Origin of the sequence: Exiguobacterium sp. B2(2022) (assembly GCF_028823655.1) — a bacterium.
GTDB lineage: Bacteria > Bacillota > Bacilli > Exiguobacteriales > Exiguobacteriaceae > Exiguobacterium > Exiguobacterium aestuarii_A.
Map to the genome: position 1 here is coordinate 1 of NZ_JAPEHX010000008.1, position 21,186 is coordinate 21,186.

General features: G+C 47.7%; 25 protein-coding genes. 14 read left to right on the forward strand and 11 right to left on the reverse strand.

Annotated elements, in window-relative coordinates:
• Positions 1-13: 13 nt before the first annotated feature.
• Positions 14-1,111 (reverse strand): ABC transporter ATP-binding protein, encoded by a 1,098-nt coding sequence (locus tag ON063_RS02615; protein ID WP_274664135.1) that lies wholly within the window; start codon positions 1,109-1,111, stop codon positions 14-16.
• Positions 1,112-1,190: 79 nt separating this feature from the next.
• Positions 1,191-2,042 carry a PucR family transcriptional regulator gene (locus tag ON063_RS02620; protein ID WP_274664136.1) on the reverse strand — a complete coding sequence of 284 codons (852 nt, stop codon included), beginning with the start codon at positions 2,040-2,042 and terminating at the stop codon, positions 1,191-1,193.
• Positions 2,043-2,111: 69 nt separating this feature from the next.
• Here ON063_RS02620 and ON063_RS02625 point away from each other — a divergent pair, with 69 nt between their 5' ends.
• The 4 genes from ON063_RS02625 to ON063_RS02640 all read left to right on the forward strand — a co-directional run bounded on the left by ON063_RS02625 (position 2,112) and on the right by ON063_RS02640 (position 5,471).
• On the forward strand, positions 2,112-3,203 hold the full coding sequence (locus ON063_RS02625; protein ID WP_427373290.1) for a DUF445 domain-containing protein: 1,092 nt from the start codon (positions 2,112-2,114) through the stop codon (positions 3,201-3,203).
• Positions 3,204-3,239: 36 nt separating this feature from the next.
• The gene (locus ON063_RS02630) at positions 3,240-3,611 is read left to right on the forward strand and encodes a YlbF family regulator (protein ID WP_074032614.1); all 372 of its coding nucleotides are present in this window, start codon (positions 3,240-3,242) and stop codon (positions 3,609-3,611) included.
• A 127-nt stretch (positions 3,612-3,738) separates the two neighbouring features.
• Positions 3,739-5,244 (forward strand): SLC13 family permease, encoded by a 1,506-nt coding sequence (locus tag ON063_RS02635; protein WP_274664138.1) that lies wholly within the window; start codon positions 3,739-3,741, stop codon positions 5,242-5,244.
• Entirely contained in the window at positions 5,229-5,471 is a 243-nt protein-coding gene (locus ON063_RS02640) for an SLC13 family permease (protein WP_274664139.1), read from the forward strand. The genes ON063_RS02635 and ON063_RS02640 overlap by 16 nt, the downstream gene beginning before the upstream one ends.
• 50 nt (positions 5,472-5,521) lie before the next feature.
• On the opposite strand, the gene ON063_RS02645 is transcribed toward ON063_RS02640, so the two are convergent.
• From ON063_RS02645 to ON063_RS02655, 3 genes are read right to left on the reverse strand one after another with little or no spacing between them, the layout of a single operon-like run.
• Positions 5,522-5,740, reverse strand: a complete 219-nt coding sequence (locus ON063_RS02645; protein WP_074032616.1) for a YhzD family protein — start codon at positions 5,738-5,740, stop codon at positions 5,522-5,524.
• Positions 5,741-5,780: 40 nt separating this feature from the next.
• The gene (dinB, locus tag ON063_RS02650; protein WP_274664140.1) at positions 5,781-6,872 is read right to left on the reverse strand and encodes a DNA polymerase IV; all 1,092 of its coding nucleotides are present in this window, start codon (positions 6,870-6,872) and stop codon (positions 5,781-5,783) included.
• 35 nt (positions 6,873-6,907) lie between these two features.
• On the reverse strand, positions 6,908-7,831 hold the full coding sequence (locus ON063_RS02655) for a magnesium transporter CorA family protein (protein WP_274664141.1): 924 nt from the start codon (positions 7,829-7,831) through the stop codon (positions 6,908-6,910).
• An 81-nt stretch (positions 7,832-7,912) separates the two neighbouring features.
• Between ON063_RS02655 and ON063_RS02660 the strand changes: the two genes are divergently transcribed.
• A complete protein-coding gene (locus ON063_RS02660; RefSeq protein WP_274664142.1) occupies positions 7,913-8,872 on the forward strand; it encodes an HD domain-containing protein in 960 nt (319 codons plus the stop codon).
• Between the two features lie 47 nt (positions 8,873-8,919).
• Here ON063_RS02660 and ON063_RS02665 read toward each other — a convergent pair whose 3' ends face one another.
• Entirely contained in the window at positions 8,920-9,909 is a 990-nt protein-coding gene (locus ON063_RS02665; RefSeq protein WP_274664143.1) for a peptidylprolyl isomerase, read from the reverse strand.
• 153 nt (positions 9,910-10,062) lie between these two features.
• Between ON063_RS02665 and ON063_RS02670 the strand changes: the two genes are divergently transcribed.
• The gene (locus tag ON063_RS02670) at positions 10,063-10,401 is read left to right on the forward strand and encodes a DUF1878 family protein (RefSeq protein ID WP_274664144.1); all 339 of its coding nucleotides are present in this window, start codon (positions 10,063-10,065) and stop codon (positions 10,399-10,401) included.
• Here the strand turns inward: ON063_RS02670 and ON063_RS02675 are convergent.
• Both ON063_RS02675 and ON063_RS02680 read right to left on the reverse strand, forming a co-directional pair.
• On the reverse strand, positions 10,385-10,948 hold the full coding sequence (locus tag ON063_RS02675; RefSeq protein WP_015880933.1) for an HTH-type transcriptional regulator Hpr: 564 nt from the start codon (positions 10,946-10,948) through the stop codon (positions 10,385-10,387). The genes ON063_RS02670 and ON063_RS02675 overlap by 17 nt on opposite strands.
• Positions 10,949-11,009: 61 nt before the next feature.
• Entirely contained in the window at positions 11,010-11,366 is a 357-nt protein-coding gene (locus ON063_RS02680; RefSeq protein WP_074032623.1) for a hypothetical protein, read from the reverse strand.
• Between the two features lie 168 nt (positions 11,367-11,534).
• Here ON063_RS02680 and ON063_RS02685 point away from each other — a divergent pair, with 168 nt between their 5' ends.
• Entirely contained in the window at positions 11,535-11,870 is a 336-nt protein-coding gene (locus ON063_RS02685; protein WP_214696207.1) for a hypothetical protein, read from the forward strand.
• Between the two features lie 40 nt (positions 11,871-11,910).
• Here the strand turns inward: ON063_RS02685 and ON063_RS02690 are convergent, their stop codons facing one another.
• Positions 11,911-12,339, reverse strand: coding sequence for an HIT family protein (locus ON063_RS02690; protein ID WP_214696201.1), 429 nt, complete (start codon positions 12,337-12,339; stop codon positions 11,911-11,913).
• 128 nt (positions 12,340-12,467) lie between these two features.
• On the opposite strand from ON063_RS02690, the gene ON063_RS02695 reads away from it, so the two are divergent.
• Positions 12,468-13,517, forward strand: a complete 1,050-nt coding sequence (locus ON063_RS02695) for a hypothetical protein (protein ID WP_274664145.1) — start codon at positions 12,468-12,470, stop codon at positions 13,515-13,517.
• A gap of 47 nt (positions 13,518-13,564) precedes the next feature.
• Here the strand turns inward: ON063_RS02695 and ON063_RS02700 are convergent, their stop codons facing one another.
• Positions 13,565-13,816, reverse strand: coding sequence for a GlsB/YeaQ/YmgE family stress response membrane protein (locus ON063_RS02700; RefSeq protein WP_031421191.1), 252 nt, complete (start codon positions 13,814-13,816; stop codon positions 13,565-13,567).
• 170 nt (positions 13,817-13,986) lie between these two features.
• Between ON063_RS02700 and ON063_RS02705 the strand changes: the two genes are divergently transcribed.
• Positions 13,987-14,724 (forward strand): ABC transporter ATP-binding protein, encoded by a 738-nt coding sequence (locus ON063_RS02705; RefSeq protein WP_263600772.1) that lies wholly within the window; start codon positions 13,987-13,989, stop codon positions 14,722-14,724.
• Entirely contained in the window at positions 14,721-15,854 is a 1,134-nt protein-coding gene (locus tag ON063_RS02710) for an ABC transporter permease (RefSeq protein ID WP_274664146.1), read from the forward strand. The genes ON063_RS02705 and ON063_RS02710 overlap by 4 nt, the downstream gene beginning before the upstream one ends.
• Positions 15,855-15,900: 46 nt before the next feature.
• Here ON063_RS02710 and ON063_RS02715 read toward each other — a convergent pair whose 3' ends face one another.
• Positions 15,901-17,205, reverse strand: coding sequence for an ammonium transporter (locus ON063_RS02715; RefSeq protein ID WP_274664147.1), 1,305 nt, complete (start codon positions 17,203-17,205; stop codon positions 15,901-15,903).
• A 121-nt stretch (positions 17,206-17,326) separates the two neighbouring features.
• Between ON063_RS02715 and ON063_RS02720 the strand changes: the two genes are divergently transcribed.
• The 4 genes from ON063_RS02720 (at position 17,327) to hemG (ending at position 21,102) form a co-directional block, all read left to right on the forward strand.
• Positions 17,327-17,632 (forward strand): MerR family transcriptional regulator, encoded by a 306-nt coding sequence (locus tag ON063_RS02720; protein WP_074032630.1) that lies wholly within the window; start codon positions 17,327-17,329, stop codon positions 17,630-17,632.
• A 116-nt stretch (positions 17,633-17,748) separates the two neighbouring features.
• Positions 17,749-18,798, forward strand: a complete 1,050-nt coding sequence (gene hemE / locus ON063_RS02725; protein ID WP_074032631.1) for a uroporphyrinogen decarboxylase — start codon at positions 17,749-17,751, stop codon at positions 18,796-18,798.
• Positions 18,795-19,724: a ferrochelatase gene (gene hemH / locus ON063_RS02730; RefSeq protein ID WP_214696193.1), complete on the forward strand. Its 930-nt coding sequence runs from the start codon at positions 18,795-18,797 to the stop codon at positions 19,722-19,724. The genes hemE and hemH overlap by 4 nt, the downstream gene beginning before the upstream one ends.
• On the forward strand, positions 19,717-21,102 hold the full coding sequence (gene hemG, locus ON063_RS02735) for a protoporphyrinogen oxidase (RefSeq protein ID WP_274664148.1): 1,386 nt from the start codon (positions 19,717-19,719) through the stop codon (positions 21,100-21,102). The genes hemH and hemG overlap by 8 nt, the downstream gene beginning before the upstream one ends.
• Positions 21,103-21,186: the final 84 nt, after the last annotated feature.

The following is a 21,186-nucleotide window of genomic DNA, read 5'->3' on the forward strand; positions in this document are numbered from 1 at the left end:
CTTTTTGTATGGCTTAACGGATGACTTGTTCTGTTTCACCGTCGAAGAAGTGTGCTTTCGTCATATCGAGTGCGAGTTCGACATCGTCACCCATGTGGATGTTCGAGCGGCCGTCAACGCGTGCTGTGAACTGTTGTCCACCAAGTTCAGCGTAGAGGTAAGACTCCGAGCCCATGAGCTCAGCGACGTCGATGTGCGCTTTGAACGTGTGTGTCGTTGGTGAGTCGATGTAGATTGGCTCATCATGGATTGATTCTGGACGAATCCCGAGGACGAGTTCTTTTCCGACGTAGCCGCGGTCACGAAGTGTTTTCATTTTTCCTTCAGGAACGTTGACTTCTTCACCGTTCGTGATGAATTTACCTTCAGCGAGCGTACCGCGGAAGAAGTTCATCGATGGTGAGCCGATGAAGCCAGCGACAAAGATGTTGTCTGGATGATCATAAACTTCTTTTGGCGAACCGACTTGTTGGATGAGACCATCTTTCAAGATGACAATGCGCGTTGCGAGTGTCATCGCTTCTGTTTGGTCGTGGGTAACGTAGATTGTCGTTGTGTCCAAACGATTGTGAAGTTGGATGATTTCTTTACGCATTTGTACACGAAGTTTTGCATCCAAGTTCGAGAGCGGCTCATCCATCAAGAAGACTTTTGCGTCACGGACGATAGCACGACCGATGGCAACACGCTGACGTTGTCCACCTGAGAGCGCTTTTGGTTTACGCTCGAGGTACTCTTCCAAACCGAGAATACGAGCAGCGTCTTTTACGCGACGGTCAATCTCGTCTTTCGGGAACTTACGGAGCTTCAAGCCGAACGCCATGTTGTCATAGACACTCATGTGCGGATAGAGCGCGTAGTTTTGGAAGACCATGGCGATATCACGATCTTTAGGAGCAACGTCGTTCATTCGTTTCCCGTCAATGATAAAGTCACCGTTTGAAATCTCTTCAAGACCTGCGATCATACGAAGTGTCGTTGATTTACCGCAACCAGACGGTCCGACGAAGACGATGAACTCACGATCTTTAATGTGTAAGTTGAAATCGCTGACGGCTTTGACGCCACCATCGTAAATTTTATCAATATGTTCTAAACGAATTTCTGCCATGTCGTTAGCCTCCTAAAGAATCTGTGTGTTTATAATAGCAACCGCTTGCATTGAATATAGACAAGTTGCACAAAAACCGTCAATCGGATTTGTGCAACGTGACCATTAGTTGAAGAAGGCTCGCGTCATAGAACTTCCGTGCATCATAACCCGTCGTCTCGAACAGGCGATCGAGTCGGTAATTCAGCGTGTTTCGGTGCATGAAGAGCGCTTTGGCCGTGTGGGAGACGTTCAATGAATGACTGAACAACGCTTCGAGCAGTTCAATCGTCGATAAATCAAGCATCTCCATGAGTGTGGCCGTGATATGGTTCCGCTCTTTTAAGTCCTGCTCTTGTAGTAAATAATGGTATAATAATTGACTAGCAGGGTAAGTTTTAGTAGATAGACGAGCGTATGGCATGAGCAGTTGATGTTGACGATATACACGGGCAAGAGGACCTTGAGAACGTTCGCTATAGACAGCGTGTGCTTCGATGAAGCAATCGCTCGCGATGGCACGCAAGACGTCCTCGAACTCCTGAAGGTCGACAAACGTGTCTCGTTCGATGAGTTCGATATGTTTGGTTGTGATCAACACGATTTCAGCATGTGGCATGAAGTCGTGGATGATGCTGATGAATGATTCGAACGCTTCCTCTTCTGCTTCTTGGAGGGAAAGAGAGATGAGCCGGAATGATTGTTCAAGACGGTATGTCTCATCTTGAAGGCGTTCTTGCCATTTTCGCTGATGTGGGTCGGACTGAAGGAACGGGGTCGCCCACATGCGGAGCAATTGCTGTTCACGTTCGGTCAATTCGAACGTCGGGAGCCCAAATATGGTACCATCTTGCGTCTCGAACCAGTCAAGGTCCCCAGATGCATCTTCCGACCGATGGACAGCAGTCGGAAAAATCGATTTAATACGATCAAACGTATTCAATACTATCACCTCATCAACAATGTATCATATTTCAGATCGGAGGCTTGCAGTTTGGACGGGTTATTAAAGATTTTACTCATGATTGTGATTGGGGCGACGATTGGTGGCGTGACCAACTTTCTCGCCATCAAGATGTTGTTCCGGCCACATGAACCGAAATATATCGGTTCATTCCGGATTCCTTTTACACCAGGTCTCATTCCGAAACGTCGGGATGAATTGGCATCTAGCTTAGGAAAAACGGTCGTCAAACATTTATTGACGCCGGAAGGCATGCGAAAACGTTTACTAGATGACCAAGTGACGACGCATATTACGCACTTTGCGCAACAAGAAGTTCAGGCGATGCTACGCTCGGATAAAACCGTTCGAGAACTCGTAGAACCCCTCTACCCGAACGCAGAGGCACGCATCCTTACGTCGGCGGATGAAAAGTTACGTGACGAGCTAACGAGCGTCATGTCCGATGTGAAAGAACGGAAGTTGTTTGAATTGCTTGGAGAAGAAGGAATGGACCGTGTACGGGCAGTCATTCCTGAAATTGTTGAGGCACTTCTCGTCAAATCGGAAGAGTATTTTTATTCTCCTGAAGGTGAGGCGCAACTTCGTCATATGGTCGATTCGTTCGTTCAACGTCGACTTGGATTTATCGCAGGATTCATTCAAAACATGAATTTTGTCGAGATGGTTCGACCAGAAATCGTCAATATTTTACGAGGTCAGTCGACTCGTGACGGCATGACGACGATGATTACACGTGAGTTCGAACGATTCAGTGAAAAGACGGTCGATACGTTGATGGATGAACGTTTAGAAGCTCGACTCATCGACGGGATCACCGAGCAAGTCGTCACGCGTTTGCCGATCGGGCAATTGTTGGATCGACCAGTCTCATCGTATACCGAGTCCATCGAATCCCGTGTCGTTGATGAACTCGTACCTCAAGGGGTCACCCTTGTCATTGAGCGCTTCACGAATCAAATGGAGACGATTATGGACCGCTTAAAAATCGATCAAATCGTACAGCAACAAGTCCAGTCGCTCGACACCTCGTACCTCGAAGAGATTGTTTTATCAATCTCGAAACGAGAGTTCCGGGCAATAACATGGCTTGGAGCGCTGTTAGGTGGTATGATTGGGTTGATTCAAGGGTTAATTGCCATCTTATGATGAGCTCGACCCTAATAGCATTTAGGAGGACGTTACATGTCACAAACAAACTTGTACGACCAAGCTTACCAATTGGAGAAAGCACTTCGCGATTCTGAAGAGTTCACAACACTCTCTTCTTTATACGATCGTGTCAATGCGGATGCGGAAGCGAACCAGTTGTTCGCTGACTTCCGTAACATCCAAATGACGCTTCAACAAAAGCAAATGCAAGGAGAAGAAATCTCTGAGCAGGAAATGATGGATGCGCAAACGAAAATGATGAGCGTTCAACAGAACGAATTGATCATGGAGCTCATGCAAGAAGAGCAACGCATGCACCAGCTCGTTACAGAAGTAACGAAAATCATCATGAAACCACTTGAGGAGCTTTACGCGCCGATGGTGAATGAAAACGAAGTTCAATAAGATGTGAGAAGCGGATGGCGATTGAGCCATCCGTTTTTTTGTTGATGAGATTGTCACAAGAATGAGGTAAGCGTTTTCATAGAGGGTTTATAATGAAAGTAGAATGATGGGGAAAGGGTGAACTGGCATGTGGACCGTGCTCATTCTATTCGGAATGATTCTCTTTTTCATAACAGGTTGGCTCCGAGCAGACTTGGTCGCATTGATCGGTCTTTTAAGTCTCGTTCTAACCAATCAATTGAAGCCGGGTGAGGCGATGGCGGGATTCTCAAATTCAGTCGTCTTGATGATTGCTGGACTATTCATCGTCGGAGCAGGGTTGTTTCATTCCGGTTTAGCGGAACGATTGGCTTCTGCACTCATCCCGTATGCGAACGGAAGTGAGACACGACTCTTTTATTTGTTCATGTTGACCGTCGCCTTGCTTTCAAGCGTCATGTCGAACACAGGGACGGTCGCATTGCTCATTCCTGTCGTCATGGCGATGTCCCGACAAATCAAACGATCCGCAAAGACGTATCTGATGCCGCTTGCTTTCTTCTCGAGCATCGGAGGGACGATGACATTGATTGGGACACCGCCGAACCTTGTCGCAGCTGAATCGCTACGAGGTCTGATTGATGTGCCGATCGGCTTCTTTTCTTTGTTCCCAATCGGTGCGGTCGTGATGATTGTCGGCTTGTTCTATTTTCGCCTCGTCGGAAATCGCTTGCTCGAAGATAATCGTTCAAGGGAATGGGATGGAGGCGGTGCAACCGAGACGATCAACCCGAACGTGTATGTCCTGTCGATTGACGAGGTACATCCGTTGATTGGCAAACGACTAAGTGAATTGAAATGGTCGCGTGACGGTATCATCGTATTAAAGGAACGAGTGAAAGGAATAGGAAAACCATACGAAACTGCTCGCGCTGACACCGTATTGCGTGCCGGGTCGATCCTCGTCAGTGGGGATGAGCAGCGAGTCCGTTCTCTCTCGAAACAACAACACATTCCGTTTCAGCAGGTTGAGGCAACAAACGTCTATGACAAGACCGGTGGCATCGTCATGTTCACGATTCCAGGGTCGAGTCAACTTGTAGGGAGATGTCTTCATGAGAGCCAGTTACGGAATGAGTTTCATGTGAACGTCTTGCGTGTCATCCGCCCACAAGAAGAAATTGCACAAGTACACCTGAAAGATACGCCTCTAAAACAAGGGGACTTGTTGATGGTACAAGGGAAGTGGGACGATTTAGAGCGAGTTGAACAAGAGGCACGACTACTCCTCTCGAACGAGCGGGTGACGGATGTAGCGAATCGGACGGTGTCGAGTCATCATCAACTTGCGGCAGGTGTGATCATGGTTATGATGATGACGTTGTTCGTGTTTGAATGGGTTGATCCGACCGTTGCGGTTTGGCTGGCGGCACTTGCGATGGTGATGAGCGGAGCCGTGCGCCACCTAGACATTGCGTATCAATCGATTCAATGGTCTTCACTCGTCTTGATTGCCGCGATGATCCCGATAGGAACGGCACTTGAGAAGGCGGGCATCATGGCGTGGCTTGTCGACTGGATTGGGCGGTCGTTCGCGGGCTTTGGGCCAGCCTGGGTCCTCGTCGTCTTATTTCTATTTTGTTCATTCCGCTAGCCATCGCTCTATCGGAATCCATGGCGGTCAGTCCAGTCCCGTTCGTCATCGCTGTCGCCATTTCAGCATCCCTTGCTTTCATAACACCGTTCGGTTCTCCGACAAACGCGATGGTGTTTAGTGTAGGAGGCTATCGATTCATTGATTTCGTCAAAGTCGGTGTGCCGTTGCAACTACTCACCGGCATCGTCGGAATTCTCATGATTCTTCTTCTCTTTCCATTCTAACGTTGTGTTAAATAGAGAAAGGCAGACCGTTTATGTCGGTCTGCCTTGTCTTAGGATGCTGTTCCTTTTAATTTCCCCGGTAATTTGCAACGTTCGAAATAGATGAGTTGTCCCCGGCGAACGATGCGTGCTCCTTTATGTTCATGCCCTGCTGCTCGAAGCATGTCGAGCCCTTGCTGTTTGGCTGATTGATCATCGCTTGCTTCGAACATTTCGTTCAACACGAGCGTGCCATCATTCTCGAATCCTGTCACCGTGTATGTCTCCATTCACACGACCCCCTTTTTCTCTATTTTAATGAATGGTCATTCATTCTTCAAGAGAAGGTTTCGTCAGTTCGTCAAATGTCAGTTGCCGTGTGGATTCAGTTCGAGGAATCAAGTCCGATACGGTCAGTCCGATCAAGCGAACGGGCTCGGTGACATTCATCTCATCGAAGAGGCGTCTTGCCAGTCGTCGAATCTCATCATGGTCATGCGTCGGATGATTCAATTTGATTTGATGACTTCTGGCTTGAAACTCGCTCGTCTTTAATTTAATCGTGACGGTTTGGCAACTTAGTTCGCGGCGATCGAGCTGACGCAACACGTCCTCCATTTCGGGAATGACTCGTTCAAATACTTCTTCGGGATCGTCGATATCAAACGCAAACGTCGTTTCCGACCCGATTGACTTACGCTCGCGCGTGGCGATGACAGGACGCGTGTCTCGTCCATGTGCTAGTTCATACAGTTGTTGCCCGCGATCATGTCCAAAGATGGCCTTCAGTTGTTCGGGACGAGCTTGTTGAAGGTCACCGATTGTATGATAGCCACTTTTATTAAGCGTTTGGGCGGTCACTTTCCCGACACCGTGCATTGCTTCGATAGAGAGGGGGGAGAGAAAATCAGCGACTTTCTCAGGTGAGACGACGGTAAGGCCGTTCGGCTTCTCAAAACCGGACGCGATTTTTGCGACAAACTTTGAAGGCGCGACGCCAGCGGATGCTGTGAGACCGGTACGACGTTTAATCTCTCCTAGGATATAGCGAGCGATATACGGACCCGATGTACTCAATAGCGTATTTTCGGTCACGTCTAAATAGGCTTCGTCAAGGGATAACGGTTCGACGAGAGGAGTAACCGACTTAAAGATGTCCATGACCTGCGCGCTGACTTGTCGATAGGCTTGAAATCGTGGTTTGACAAACGTGGCGTGCGGACACAAGGTAAAAGCGCGACGTGATGACATCGCGCTGTGTACGCCGTACTTCCTCGCCTCATATGAACAAGTGGCAACGACTCCACGACTGTGAGGTGGTCCACCGACGATGACAGGTTTCCCACGTAAATTTGGACGATCCCGTTGTTCGACGGAGGCATAAAAGGCATCCATGTCCACATGAATGATGAGTCGTTCCATAACATCACCTTTCCTGTGCAAATCTCTTTTCTTTATTATAAGGAACTTTTGTTCGTTTTTTTAGGATTTTGTTTCGCTTTATTCTTTGATGAAGTGGTTTGATTCGGGAATTGTAACAACGATCCAATCCAATTCTTCCGTTTCAACCATACTTGAATGATAAGAGTGAAGAATAGAATCATCAACCAGGCGAACGCGTAACCGAACGGCCAATCTAGTTCAGGCATCTCTTTAAAGTTCATTCCCCATACGGCACCGAACGCGACGACAGGGGTCGTGAGTGCCGTGAAGACGGTGAGTGCCTTCATGATTTCATTTCCCCGAAAGTTAGAAAGTGTCGAGGCGAGGTCTGTCATCGCGATAACGTCGCCTTGATAGTGGTTGATTAACGTCAATAGTCGACTGACTCGATAATCCGCGAGTTGATAAGGTCTCAACGTTTGTAGGTCGATATCGAGAAAGGCCTCACGTCCTGCCATGACGAGTTCTTTATAAGGAGTGACCGTATCGGACCACCGTTCGATTTCACTCCGAAGACCAAAGATTTCATTCATGAACGTGGCAGGGACTTGTCCTGCCATTTCTCGCTGTGCCACGAGAAGTCGTTCTTCGAATTCATCGATTCCGTGAAAGTAATTGTTCATCCGTTCGGCAAGCAACTCATAGAACGCTTCAATCGGTGAGTTGCAGTCTTTCGCAAGGACCGATTCATGATGCAAATCGTCAAATCCAATCGTCCATAAAAAATCAGGACCGATAAAATAGTGCCCGATTTTCTGAGGCTCACGTTCTAATTGCTCGTAGTCGAGTGTAAGTGAGCCGTACATATAACCATCCTCGACCACGATTTTTGTGACGCTTGCGGTCGTCAACTGCTCGAGCCAATACGTATAGGCCAGTGCATATCGAGAATCTACTTCCACATAATCCTCGGGGCGCGTGTACCAATCCCATTCCATCGTCTATTCCTCCAATTCGCTATAGTAGTAGTATTCCCAAATTGTCAGGAATGTTGGCATCTGTCGCAAAGTTTCGATAAGATGAAGGTACTGAACAAGAGAGAGGTGCTTTCATTGACGACAAAAATCGGTCAGCTCAAAGTGGGCGACACGCTAGACCAATATGTCATGATCAAACAATCGTATAAGGGACTTGCCGGGAACGGAAAGCCTTATTTAACATTAATCCTTTGCGACGAGAGTGGTGAAATTGAAACAAAGTTATGGGATAGTTCGGATACCGAAAAGTATGCGACGAAAAAAATCGTCCATGCGGCGGGTGAAGTGATGGACTATCGTGGTCGGACGCAATTGAAGTTGAAGCAAATTTCAATCATCGAGCAAGAAGTCGATATCGCCCCGTACGTTCGATCGGCGCCGATTCCGAAGTCAGAACTTGAAACGACCATCCGTGGATTCATCACGTCACTGCAACACGATGACATTCGTCGTCTCGTTGAAGAAGTCGTCAATCGTCACGAAGAGGCATACTTCACGTATCCGGCTGCTGTGCGACATCATCACGCGGTCTATTCCGGACTCGCATTCCACGTCATGTCGATGCTGAAGCTTGCGGACACGATGTGTGAGCTGTATCCGTCGTTGAACCGAGACCTGCTGATTGCAGGGGTGGTCTTGCATGACTTGGCGAAAGTGATCGAGTTGTCGGATGCAATCACACCTGAATACACGCTTGAGGGCAAGTTGCTCGGCCATCTCTCACTCATGGCATCTGAACTAGAAGTCGTGTCACGTGAGCTTGGGACGGACCGAGAAGTGACGACGTTGTTGCAACATCTTGTCTTAAGCCATCATGGGAAACCGGAATGGGGGTCGGCGAATACGCCACAACTCCCTGAAGCGGAGATGCTGTTCTTCATCGACAACATCGATGCACGGATGAACATGTTCGAGAAAGCGTATGAAGGCGTCGAACCGGGTACGTTTACGGAGCGTGTCATGGCACTCGATAACCGTGCCTTCTATCGTCCAAAGTTATAATATGTTCATAAAAAAATGGCGCTCCATTACGGAGTGCCATTTTTGTCTTATTGTTCAGTCGACTCTTCAGAAGACTCGTCTGCGTTTTTGATTGCTTCTTTGACAGCGTCAAATTGTTGCTCTGCTTTTGCATCTTTTACGTCAACGTTGTATTTTTCAATCAACTCCGCGTAAATTTTGTTTGCATCGACAGAAGCTGATTTTTCTGTTGCCAACTCTTCACGAATGCGGTCTTTCTCGTCTTCGAGTTTCAAGTCTTTCTCTTTACGATCTGTCACTTTGATGACGTGGAAACCGAATTGCGATTGGATTGGCTCAGAGACTTTTCCAACGACGTCTTCTTTGAATGCATATTCTTCGAATTCAGGTACCATCGTGCCGGTAGAGAAGAAACCGAGCTCTCCGCCTTGTTCACCAGAACCTGTATCTGTTGATTTTTCTTTCGCGAGTTCAGCGAAGTCTGCACCGTCATTCAACTGTTTGATGATGTCTTGTGCTTCTTCTTCTGATTCGACGAGGATGTGGCTAGCTTCCACTTCCACGTTTTCTTTAGCGAACTGTGCTTCGACTTCTTCATCCGAAACGTCGACAAGTTCAGATTTAGCTGCATCGACAAGCATTTGTCCGCGAAGCGCTTCTTTGAACTCTTCTGTGCCGCTCATGCCGGCTTGTTGAATCGCTTGTTCGAATTCTTCTTTTGAGTTGAATTGTTCTTCTGTCTTGCTGAACTCTTCATCTACTTTTTCTTGCTCGACTTGGTCACCATACTCTTTTTCAAGAAGTGCATTCATCGTCTCTTGGAATGCGAGTTGTGGCACCATGCGGTCGTAACTCATGTCCGCGATTTCACCGCGTGTGATTTCGCCGCCTTTATATGTGACGACTGCTGAATTATCTGATTCTCCGCCGCCTGCGCTTGTCGCTGCGTATGTGCCGCCAGCACCGATGATCAGTGCAAGTGCAGATGCACCGACGAGAGCGCCGGTTGAGAATTTTTTATCTTGCTTTTTTGGTTCGTTAGTCATTCCGTTTGACATGTATTCCACCCCTAATAATTCTTTAAAGTTTCTAAGTCCGACTATATCACATTTTCCTAATCATGACAGCTGTTCTCTTGTCTGTACAGTATCATAGCACACAATCCTGTCGTATAATGATGTAATAGAATGTGAAATGATGGGGTGAGGGTAGTGTCACTAGAAGAGAAGGTCGAGCATTTATCATATCAGATGAAGATCTTACTCGAGATTGTCGATTGGACGGACCGTCCGTTTGAATATGAAGTGATTCGAGCGAACTTAACAAAGCAGGACGTAGAGGCGTTTTATCAGTTGCTTGATGATATTCGGGCACGACAAAACGAGCAAATGCGCTATGGGTTTACGTCCATAGAGCCGTTGCTCGTCCACTTTGTGGGTATGTTAGATTCAAGGCTCGACGTAAAAACGATTCTTGGGGCATGCGTCCGTCAAGGAATCGAGTTAGACGTCACAGAGCCACTCTATCGGCAGGTTAGGCTTCTTGACTGAGTTCATCCTCATCAGGACGTCTGCCTGCCTCTTCTGTGATCATTTTTGATGTTTCAGCAAAGATATCCATGAAGTTGTCCCCATATAAACGACGCACGATGGCCGTCATGTCTGTTAAGTCAGGGAACTTGCCATAAAGTTCTTGGAGCGGAAGTGAAGCGCGGAATACGCCGTTTCCTTCTGGATCAAACGCGTGAATCGTTTCAAGCAACAACGATTCTCCTTCAGGTGTCAATTGGACATACGTGTTTCGCTTGTCCGTCTCTTTTTTCGAAAACGTAAGTAATCCACGATCTTCTAACTTCTTCGAGAAGTTGAAAGCGGTCGAGACGTGCATGACGCCATATTTTGCAATTTCAGAGATCGATGCGCCGCCTAACGCGTGGGCAATCCATAAGATGTGGTGCTCATTGATGTTTAAATCAAACGGTTTAATCCAGTTTTGCCAATCTTTTTCGACGGTTTTCCACAAAGCCTTGCTCAATTGAATAATTTTGTGGCTATAGAGCATGGCCTCAGGGCCAGTGAATTCTTTTTCGTGTTCCATTTCGATCCATCCTTTCCGGATAAAAAATCAAAAGTAATCGACGGACGATGACCTCAAACACTCATTGTGTTTGATTGACAGTATTGTCAGTCATAGCAGACTGTACGTTCGAGAGTTCCTGAAGGTTCCCTTGAATTCGCTCGACTGAAGGCTGAATGTCTTGTTGATAGCGTTCGACTTCGGCTTTCACTTGATCAGTCAATTCTTTTCCTTGCAGTTTCCCTGCGGCGGCAACTTGCGATGCATGTTTCGCCACATTCCCAAATTGTTCTTTTAGCGTAGTGATTGTGGATGCTCGATGTTGTTGAGCAGCAGCATCGTTTGCCGTACCTCTCGCCAGTTTTTTAAACGTGGCAACTCCTAAAAATGCTAAGACAAAGCCGAAAGCAATCCAATCTCGACGTTGGCGACTCGACAAAACATTCCCCTCCTCAAGCTCGGATAATCCGAATTACATTCTTTTCATATTATTTTACCAAAAAAGAGTGATTAAAAACCTATATCGCAAATAAAATTTTTCAGAACATTCAATTTTGACCGAAAAATCATTTTATTTTAAAATACAGGTAAAGGAAGGTGATCCTCAGTGGAGAAAGCGAAGCGTTGGGTAGATGACATGCTTGACCTGTATCTCGCTGCGAAACGACTGGGAGATGACACTTGGGCCGACTCCATTATGAACACACTAGAGGCGGGGTATGAAGCGTCGAAACAAACAGAGCAGGCACGCGAAGAATCAATACGAGAAAAACGTATGCTTGAAATAGATACCCGTCTAACCGAATTACGAAAAGAATTTGAACAAGCGACATCTGTTAAGACGCGTCAACAGTTATACGAAGTGGCAATCAAACTTCAGGTCGAGCGAGCGCAATTAGAAGAAGAACGGAAACGTCACCTTGATTCAATCAATCAATCATAAAAAACGAGACCCGTCATCGATTGACGGGTCTCGGTCTGTCTTAAACGTGTGATTGAATATTCGATGCGAGGGTTGTGAGTTCTTCAGATGTGAACGCATCATTTTGTGTAATCCATTTTGCTCCGAATCCATCTTCGTGTCCGAAACGTGGAATTAAATGAATGTGGAAGTGATAGACCGTTTGTCCGGCAACTTCCTCAGCATTCGACAAGACGTTCATGCCGATTGCCCCTGTTTCGCGTTGAATGGCCTTTGCGATGGTCGGGACGCGTTTGAAGACGTCCGCTGCGACCTCTTCAGGTAGCTCGTAAACGTTTTTCGCATGATGTTTCGGAATGACGAGCGTGTGACCTTTTGTCACTTGCGAGAGGTCGAGGAAAGCGACGACCGCCTCATCTTCATATACCCGATACGACGGGATTTCTTGTTGAGCGATTTTGCAAAAGATACAGGTTGGATCGGTATGCATCTATATTCCTCCATTCTAAAAGTCATTTCTGTTTCATCATACCACGGAAATTCAGGCGCAAGAACGATTGGAAGAGAGATTGATTCCTTTTATACTTGAAGTAAGCACTGAAGAAAGGAGGCGAAAAGATGTCGTATACAAGAAGTCGAAAGAAAGAACGTCATTCCAAAATGATTCTTCTATTATCTATTTTCACCATTTTAGTCGGAGCCATTATCTTCTATATATATGGATACAAACCGGCGGCGGAGCAAGATAAGATTCACGTCGCATTTAAAGAGGCTTTATTAGAGGAAGACCGTGCTTTCTTTGAGGAAAAAGTAGAATATCAAGGCGAAACGTTAACGCGTGCCGAGGCGCTGCGGTTTATGAGCTGGCTGAACGTTGAAAAATCCATTCGTGGCGATGCCATCGCCGAAGTCGCACAAGATCGTGCGAATCGCACGAAAGGCATGGAAGCGGAAGGGCTGTTTCGATTGATTGATACAGGTGAAGGGCGCTTTGGCTTTTCAGATTATCGGATTGAATTATTGCCACAACGAATCGATGTCACTTCAGACGTACCGTTGACGAATATTTGGGTCGATGGGCAGCGCGTCGGTCGGATTGATGAAGCGAACGGACGATTCACGTTCGAGAAGATGCCAGGAAGCTATGATGTGAAGGCGGTCGCCGTGGCGAATGGTGAGACGGTGTCTGAAACAGAGACGATTCAATTAACATCTCCTGAATCGCTCGAGTATGCATTGATGCCGGAATCGAGTGAAGCGATTGCGGGACAGTTCGATTTGAAGCGGGCAGAGTTGATTGAGATCGAAGTAGAAGCGCAAACCGGTCATCCGTTAGAAACGATTGATTCGTTGATTGGACAATCGGAAGGAAAGGTTCAAGAAACGTTAGGAGAGCCAGATGGGAAACGTGATGGGAAATGGGATTATGAACGTTTGACCATCGTGTTTGAAAAGGGAGACGTGCAGTCAGTTTTAATCAATCTTGATAAACGACCAGACGACTTGGTTGCATTACTCGGCGAACCAAAAGAAAAAACAGAACACAAACTCGGAACAGAGTGGGATTACGGTCAATCTTTCTTCGAATCATTCTTCACGTTCTTTGGTCTTGAAACGGAGAAGCGATTTATTGAAAAAAATGACGCGATGTATTTATTGATTCAATGAAAAAAGAGGGACATTCCATTTTGGAAGCCCCTCCTGTACATAAATAATTACTTTTTACGCATTGATTTCATGACGAACGATACAATTAAAATAAGGATAATCGCACCGATAAGAGCTGGGATAATCGCGATATCCGCTACGATTGGTCCGAAATCACCGAAGATGAGTCCACCCAACCAAGCACCGATAATCCCCGCGATGATGTTACCAATGATTCCACCTGGTACGTCTTTACCTAGAATTAATCCTGCTAACCAACCGATGATACCCCCGATAATCAAATAAAGAATAAACCCCATCATTCATTTCTCCTTCCTCTGTTTGCCCATTGTTCTTTTCAACGATTTTGTGGAACAATGGGAGTATTGATGTTTTATTTTAAAATGCCTTACAGTTCAGATTATTCCCATGTGACAACATTTAAAACATATACCACGAAAAAAAGTTGAAAATGAAAGGTGTGGTTTTCATGCTGCACGTCGATCGATTGAACGGCGGATATATCGGAAAGCAAGTTTTGCACGACGTTTCGTTTGAAGTGAAAAAAGGAGAGCTCGTTGGGTTGATAGGGCTAAATGGAGCTGGAAAATCGACGACGATCAAACACATTTTGGGTCTCTTGTCACCACTATCCGGAAAAATCGAAATTGATGGAGAAACATTAGAGTCTTCAGAAAAAAGGTATCGTAAGAAAGTAAGTTACATACCGGAGACACCAATTTTATACGAGACGTTAACCTTACAAGAACACATTGAGTTGATGGGGAAAGCATATGACGTAAGTCCTGAAGAATTGACCGAACGGACGAAGCGTTTAGCAAAAGAAATGCGAATGGAAAAACAACTTACTTGGTTCCCGTCCGTCTTTTCAAAAGGGATGCGACAAAAGGCGATGATCTTATGCGCCCTTGTGACGAAGACGCCGCTCCTCATCGTCGATGAGCCGTTCGTCGGTCTTGATCCGCTAGCGATTCGTCAGTTGCTCCAACTGTTTGATGAGTACAAACAAGACTGTGCGATTTTGATGTCGACCCATATTCTTGAGACAGCGGAGCGGCATTGCGACCGTTTCGTCTTCCTTCATCAAGGTGTCGTCATTGCGAACGGGACGGCCGCACAGTTGCGAGACAAGTATCAATTGTCACCTGATGCGACACTCGATGACATTTATGTAGAGGCGATTGCGTCGGAGGAACGGTCGTCATGAATCGATTTACATCAAGACTCGGCAATTGGATGGAAGAGGTCGTCAAATATAGTCGCTACGTCGCAAACGGCGGACTCTTGTTCACGCTCTACTTCACCTTGATATACGGGGCATTCGTCTACAACAACTTTTTAGAACGTATTGATGGGACGTTTCCGGGGGGGTGGATTGCCGCAGCGGTTCTCATTCTCATCCCGCTCGGTCATCGTCCGAGAACGTTTATCCAAGAGGCGGACCAAGTGTTCCTCCTCCCGGAACTAGGGATGATTCGTTCCTATATGATTGGTGTGCGCTTGTTCAATATCGGCTTTGCGACAATCCGAGCACTTCTCGTCTTACTCATTTTATTGCCGCTTCTCGTGCGGACGGAGAGCTATACTGGAATTGAGGTATTATTGTTCGTTGTCACGATGATGTTACTTTCGGCTGCAGGTCGATTGGCAAAAGTGGAAGGGGTACGCGAATGGCTCATCGTCCCGTTCGCGCTCGTGAGCGGCGCATGTCTTCTCATGGATTGGAGAGAGTGGGCGTGGGTGCCCGCGTTCATGCCGTTCATTTTCTTACATGTAAAACGAAACGAACGAATCCCACTCTTACACTGGTTGGCGCTTGAGGAGAAGAGTCGGGCTCAGTTTGAACGAGTCATCAGCTGGTTCGTCGACTTGCCGACCTTGAAAGAAGAAGTGCGGGAACGACGACTTCTGACAAAGCTACTCGAAAAACGAGTGCTCCAACGCGTCGATGCGTCCCGTTACGTGTACGGTCTTCGGATTATTCGTTCGAACGACTCCCTCGACCTGATTCTTCGATTGACGGCGGTGGCGCTCATCGTCATGTGGATGTCAGGCGGTTGGTATGTCGGATTCGTCACACCACTATTTGTAGGGTTGACAGCGTTACAGCTCGTTCCATTGTTTAAACGGTTAGAGGCGATTTCCATCGTGTCTTGGCTACCAATCACCCGTCAAGAACGAATCGAAGGCTATTCGTGGTGGGCGATGCGGTTACTCATCGTGCAATCCATCGTTCTCGTGCTCGCCTCGATTGGGTTTGGCGCGACATGGGATGCGGCAGTCGGGCTGGTTTTATCCATTGTGGTCATTCGTTACTATTTAAGACGGTTGACATGAAAAAGAAGGACATCCGATTCTGGATGTCCTTCTCGCGTGATTGATGTTATTTCTTAGGAGACATGACCGATACGCTCGAACCGAGAATCTTCGGAAGGTGTCCAGGTTTCTCTGTTGTTTCTTCGACTTCACCATATGCTGATACACCATGCTCTGCGATATCGAGACCGACATCTTCTTGTTCTTCCGTGACACGAAGTCCGATTGTGACGTCAAGGAGTTTCAAGAAAGCATAGCTTCCGCCACCGGCGATGACCATGGCGATCAATACGCCGAGTGTCTGAACGCCGAGTTGTGTCAATCCGCCGCCGTAGAAGAGACCGGCAGAACCGATACCTGTAATTTCGACGAGTCGAGGAGAAGCGAAGAAGCCAAGTGCGAGTGTCCCGATGATCCCAGCGACCCCGTGTACAGAGAAGGCGCAGAGTGGGTCATCCACATATTTTGCCATCAAGATGCTCGTTCCGTATGTTGCGATTGATGCGAGGGCACCGATGACGACTGCTGCCCATGGCTCTACGAACGCACAAGCTGCTGTGATGGCAACGAGTGCTCCGAGAACACCGTTGACGATTGTTGGGATGTCTGCCGTTTTACGGTGAAGCATGACGATGGCAAGAGCACCAAGTGCACCAGCTGCTGTCGCGAGCATTGTTGTCAACGCCACGTAACCGAAGAATCCGTCAGCGACCGACATCGTCGAACCGGCGTTGAATCCGAACCAGCAAAGCCAAAGTACGAGACCGCCAACGACAGTCAACACGTGGTTATGACCAGCGAGTGATTCCGTCTTGCGACGTGGTTTCAAGATGATGGTCGCCATGAGAGCAGCCATCCCACCTTGAAGGTGAACGACCGCCGAACCTGCGAAGTCTTGCATCCCCATCGATCCGAGCATTCCGCCGGCCCATACTGAGCGTGCGACGATTGGGTAGAGGATGGCAACGAAGAAGATACCGAAGAGAACGTAGGCAGAAAGTTTAGCCCGTTCTGCAAATCCACCCCAAGCGATGGCGAGGGATACCGCAACGAATGATAACTGGAATAAGAATTTGATGTCGATTGATACGTTCGCCCAATCGAGGCTTGTGAACGATCCGCTTAAGAAGAATCCTTCTGTCCCAAACCAAGTCGTTCCGTCACCGAATGAGAGGCCGAATCCGACCGCCCAAAAAGCGAGTGCCGCCACAGAGAGGCTGATAATTTGTTTGACCGCGACGTGACCGGCGTTCTTCGCCCGAAGCGTCCCTGTCTCGAGTAGTCCGAAACCTAATTGCATCGTCAATACGAGCAATGCAGCGATGAGTACATACAGCGTGTCCATATAATAGAGAATGTCTTCCATGTTCATGCCCTCCTTTTTCTTAGGTGCTTTCCAAAAGTTGACTTCAGTGTAAAACGAAAATTTGATGTTGGATTGCATTTTGTCAGATTATCTGACATAGTTTTTTTATTAAGGAGGGCGAGGGCGAATGGACTATAAATCGAAGAAAGTAATCGGGATGGGCGTCGTGACTGAGTTGACGGGACTTTCTGAGCGTCAGGTCCGTTATTATGAAGAAAAAGGTCTCGTCTTCCCTGAACGCACGAAAGGCGGTTCACGTAAATATTCTTTCCATGACGTGGAGCGTTTGGTCGAAGTGGCGACCAAGCTAGAAGATGGGTGGCGAATTCAAGATATTAAAGAGCGTGAGCGTCGATTGTCGGCGAAGCAGCGTGACGATTTGATTCGCGGTCAGTTGAATTCGGCTTTCCGAACATTTCCGACAAAAAAATGACACAAAGAAAACACAATGAAAATGCTTCACATTAGCATAATTCTAATTAATTTCTGTATAATGTTTTTGAGTTCACAAACACGAGAATAAAGAGTGTAGGAGAAATTTAGAGGGGAATGACGCGACGTATGAACGATACTATTTTAAAAGCGTTTAAAGGAGAGGCGACAGACTATGTACCTGTATGGTATATGCGCCAAGCCGGACGCTATCAACCGGAATATCGAGAGATTAAAAAGACGAGGTCACTATTCGAGATCACGCATGATCCTGAACTTTGTGCATATGTCACGGAACTTCCGGTGAAACAACTCGGAGTCGACGCGGCCATTCTATATAAAGACATCATGACGCCACTTCCGTCGATGGGGGTAGATGTCGAGATTAAGAGCGGAATCGGACCGGTCATCGACAACCCATATCGAACGATGGAAGATGTGGAACGCTTAAAGCCGTTAAACCCAGATGATATCTCATACGTCTTCGACACGATTCGTTTACTTCGGGAACGATTAGAAGTACCGCTCATCGGCTTTTCAGGGGCACCGTTCACATTGGCGAGCTACATGATCGAAGGTGGTCCATCACGGAACTACCATCGCACGAAAGCGCTCATGTATGCAGAACCGGATGTCTGGAATGCATTGATGGAAAAACTCGGCGACATGGTCATCACGTATGCGAAAGCGCAAGCGGATGCTGGCATTCAGGCGTTCCAATTGTTTGATTCATGGGTCGGAACGCTCAGCCGTAAAGACTACGCGCGTTACATCAAGCCGACGACGGAACGTATTTTCAAAGAATTACGTTCTCTTGACATCCCGCTCATCATGCATGGAGTCGGAGCGAGTCATCAAATCGAAGAATGGCACGACCTTCCACTTGATGTGGTCGGACTCGATTGGCGTCTATCGGTACAAGAAGCGCGCGACCGCGGAATCACAAAGGCTGTCCAAGGAAACTTGGACCCGTCGTTCTTACTGGCACCGTGGCCGGTCATCGAAGAGAAGGTAAAAGAAATTTTGGATGAAGGAATGAAGCAGCCAGGATACGTCTTCAACTTGGGACATGGGGTGTTCCCAGAAGTCGATCCAGCCGTACTCGTCAAATTGACGGCATTCATTCACGATTACTCACGCGAAAAAATGGGAGGCAATGAATCATGAAAACAGTCGGACTACTTGTCATGGCGTACGGGACACCGTACAAGCCGGAAGATATCGAACGCTACTACACGCACATTCGGTACGGACGTAAACCATCGCCGGAAGCGCTCCAAGATTTGACGGAACGCTATGAAGCGATTGGCGGCGTATCTCCGCTCGCAAAAATCACGATCGATCAAGCGGAGACGCTTCGTGACATCTTGAATGAGCGCCATGTAGGTGAAATCGAGTTCAAACTGTATATCGGATTGAAGCATATCGAACCGTTCGTAGAAGATGCGGTCGCGCAAATGGCGAACGACGGCATCAAAGAAGCGGTATCGGTCGTCTTGGCACCTCATTACTCGTCATATAGCGTCAAGTCATATAACGGTCGTGCCCATGAAGAAGCAGCGAAGTATGGCATCGACATCCGTTCGGTCGACTCATGGTATGACGAGCCGAAGTTTATCAATTGGTGGGCAGAGGCGATCAAAGAGACGTTCGCGAACTTGCCTGTACCGGCTGAAAAAGCATGTCTCATTGTATCAGCACATAGTCTTCCTGAAAAGATTTTGGCTGGGGGCGACCCGTATCCAGATCAATTGAAGGAGACGGCAGATAAGATTGCTCAGGCGACAGGTGTACCAAACGTTGAAGTCGGTTGGCAGTCAGAAGGAAACACACCGGATCCATGGATTGGACCGGACGTGCAAGATTTGACGGCTGAACTTTATGAAAAACATGGCTACGAAGCGTTCGTCTACACGCCGGTCGGCTTTGTCGCAGACCATCTCGAAGTATTGTTCGACAACGATGTCGAATGTAAAGTCGTCTGTGACCGCCTCGGTGTCCACTACGCACGTCCAGCTATGCCAAATGCAGAGCGAAGCTTCATCGAAGCCATCGCGGATCGAATGGAAAGCGTGATCGTGCATCATGCGTAATTTTACGATTGTCGGTGGTGGGATTACAGGTCTCACCGCCGCTTTTTATGCGGAGCGTTATTTGCCGGAAGACGTATCAATCACATTGCTCGAGGCGACAGACCGTCTCGGTGGAAAGATTGACACGTATGAGACGGGCGAGTTTGCGGTTGAGCGCGGACCAGATTCGTACGTTTTTCGAAAGACAGCCATGACAGAATTGATTGAAGACGTCGGTTTAGGTGATGAACTCGTTCGAAACGGCGTCGGACAGGCTTACGTTCTCCATCATGACGGACTCCATCCAATTCCAAAGCAGACAGTGATGGGAATTCCGCTTGACGTCAACGCGTTTCGTGAGACGACGTTGCTCTCGGAAGAAGAACACGAAGACTTGAAAAAAATGTTACTGACACCACCTGATGTAGAAGCACCAGATTCGGACGTTTCCCTTGGTCTTTACCTTCGTGAACGTGTCGGGGACCCGATTGTCGACCGCTTAATCGAACCGTTGCTCTCTGGCATCTATGCCGGGGACATCGATCAAATGAGTGCGATGTCGACATTCCCGCAGTTCATCGAGGGAGAAAAGAAATACGGGAACTTGTATGAAGGGATGCGTCATCTACGTCCCGAACAACGGGTCGCTGAGGTCGGGGCGAAAAAAGTAGGGCAGTTTGCCTCATTAAAACGAGGACTCAAATCGCTCACGGATCGTCTGGCCGAACGATTGGAACGGACGGAGGTCGTATTGAACTGTGCCGTCGAACAAGTGTCCGAGCGTGAGGACGGGTATCGGTTATTTACGAATCGTGGAGATATCGACACGGATCATCTCGTATTGACGGTCCCACCACGCCTCATTCGTCAGTTCCTCCCGAAAGTCGACAGTGACTTTTTAGCGGATATGAAACCGCATGCGACGGCGACTTGCTCGCTTGTCTTTAAAGAAGAAGATATCGAGCTCCCATTCGTCGGGACAGGATTTGTGACGAGTCAGGAAGCAGATGTGACGATTACGGCTTGTACGTTCATCGACCAGAAATGGCCACATGCCGTGCCGGAAGGGTATCACGTCCTCCGTGTCTTTTTAGGTCGTCCGGGGGCAGATGACATCGTGGAAGCGTCCGATGAAGAAATCATCGAGACAGCGTTGCATGATCTTCGAGGTCTCATGCAAATTCACCGTGATCCGATTCAGACAGTCGTCAGTCGACTTCGTGACGGATTGCCGCCGTATGCCGTCTTTCATGCGGACCGCGTCAAAGCGCTCCGTGCCGAGATGAGCCGGGTATATCCTGGAGTCATTCTGGCTGGGATCGCCTATGACGGAATCGGGATGCCGGACTGTGTGAAGAGTGTGCGGGAACAAGTGAAGGCATTGGGTGAAAAAAATTGAGATTTGATGAAGGGAGGGTTCGGATTGTTCCGAATCCCTCTCTTTTTGTTATAGTTAGAAGCGAAAGAGAAAAAGGAGTGATGG

Excerpts from the sequence above, each read along its gene's own strand:
- ON063_RS02615 (WP_274664135.1), bottom strand. The coding sequence starts at position 1,111 with ATGGCAGAAATTCGTTTAGAACATATTGATAAAATTTACGATGGTGGC.
- ON063_RS02625 (WP_427373290.1), top strand. The coding sequence starts at position 2,112 with ATGATTGTGATTGGGGCGACGATTGGTGGCGTGACCAACTTTCTCGCC.
- ON063_RS02630 (WP_074032614.1), top strand. The coding sequence starts at position 3,240 with ATGTCACAAACAAACTTGTACGACCAAGCTTACCAATTGGAGAAAGCA.
- ON063_RS02635 (WP_274664138.1), top strand. The coding sequence starts at position 3,739 with ATGTGGACCGTGCTCATTCTATTCGGAATGATTCTCTTTTTCATAACA.
- ON063_RS02645 (WP_074032616.1), bottom strand. The coding sequence starts at position 5,740 with ATGGAGACATACACGGTGACAGGATTCGAGAATGATGGCACGCTCGTG.
- dinB (WP_274664140.1), bottom strand. The coding sequence starts at position 6,872 with ATGGAACGACTCATCATTCATGTGGACATGGATGCCTTTTATGCCTCC.
- ON063_RS02655 (WP_274664141.1), bottom strand. The coding sequence starts at position 7,831 with ATGGAATGGGATTGGTACACGCGCCCCGAGGATTATGTGGAAGTAGAT.
- ON063_RS02660 (WP_274664142.1), top strand. The coding sequence starts at position 7,913 with ATGAAGGTACTGAACAAGAGAGAGGTGCTTTCATTGACGACAAAAATC.
- ON063_RS02665 (WP_274664143.1), bottom strand. The coding sequence starts at position 9,909 with ATGTCAAACGGAATGACTAACGAACCAAAAAAGCAAGATAAAAAATTC.
- ON063_RS02675 (WP_015880933.1), bottom strand. The coding sequence starts at position 10,948 with ATGGAACACGAAAAAGAATTCACTGGCCCTGAGGCCATGCTCTATAGC.
- ON063_RS02690 (WP_214696201.1), bottom strand. The coding sequence starts at position 12,339 with ATGCATACCGATCCAACCTGTATCTTTTGCAAAATCGCTCAACAAGAA.
- ON063_RS02695 (WP_274664145.1), top strand. The coding sequence starts at position 12,468 with ATGTCGTATACAAGAAGTCGAAAGAAAGAACGTCATTCCAAAATGATT.
- ON063_RS02700 (WP_031421191.1), bottom strand. The coding sequence starts at position 13,816 with ATGGGGTTTATTCTTTATTTGATTATCGGGGGTATCATCGGTTGGTTA.
- ON063_RS02705 (WP_263600772.1), top strand. The coding sequence starts at position 13,987 with ATGCTGCACGTCGATCGATTGAACGGCGGATATATCGGAAAGCAAGTT.
- ON063_RS02710 (WP_274664146.1), top strand. The coding sequence starts at position 14,721 with ATGAATCGATTTACATCAAGACTCGGCAATTGGATGGAAGAGGTCGTC.
- ON063_RS02715 (WP_274664147.1), bottom strand. The coding sequence starts at position 17,205 with ATGAACATGGAAGACATTCTCTATTATATGGACACGCTGTATGTACTC.
- ON063_RS02720 (WP_074032630.1), top strand. The coding sequence starts at position 17,327 with ATGGACTATAAATCGAAGAAAGTAATCGGGATGGGCGTCGTGACTGAG.
- hemE (WP_074032631.1), top strand. The coding sequence starts at position 17,749 with ATGACGCGACGTATGAACGATACTATTTTAAAAGCGTTTAAAGGAGAG.
- hemH (WP_214696193.1), top strand. The coding sequence starts at position 18,795 with ATGAAAACAGTCGGACTACTTGTCATGGCGTACGGGACACCGTACAAG.
- hemG (WP_274664148.1), top strand. The coding sequence starts at position 19,717 with ATGCGTAATTTTACGATTGTCGGTGGTGGGATTACAGGTCTCACCGCC.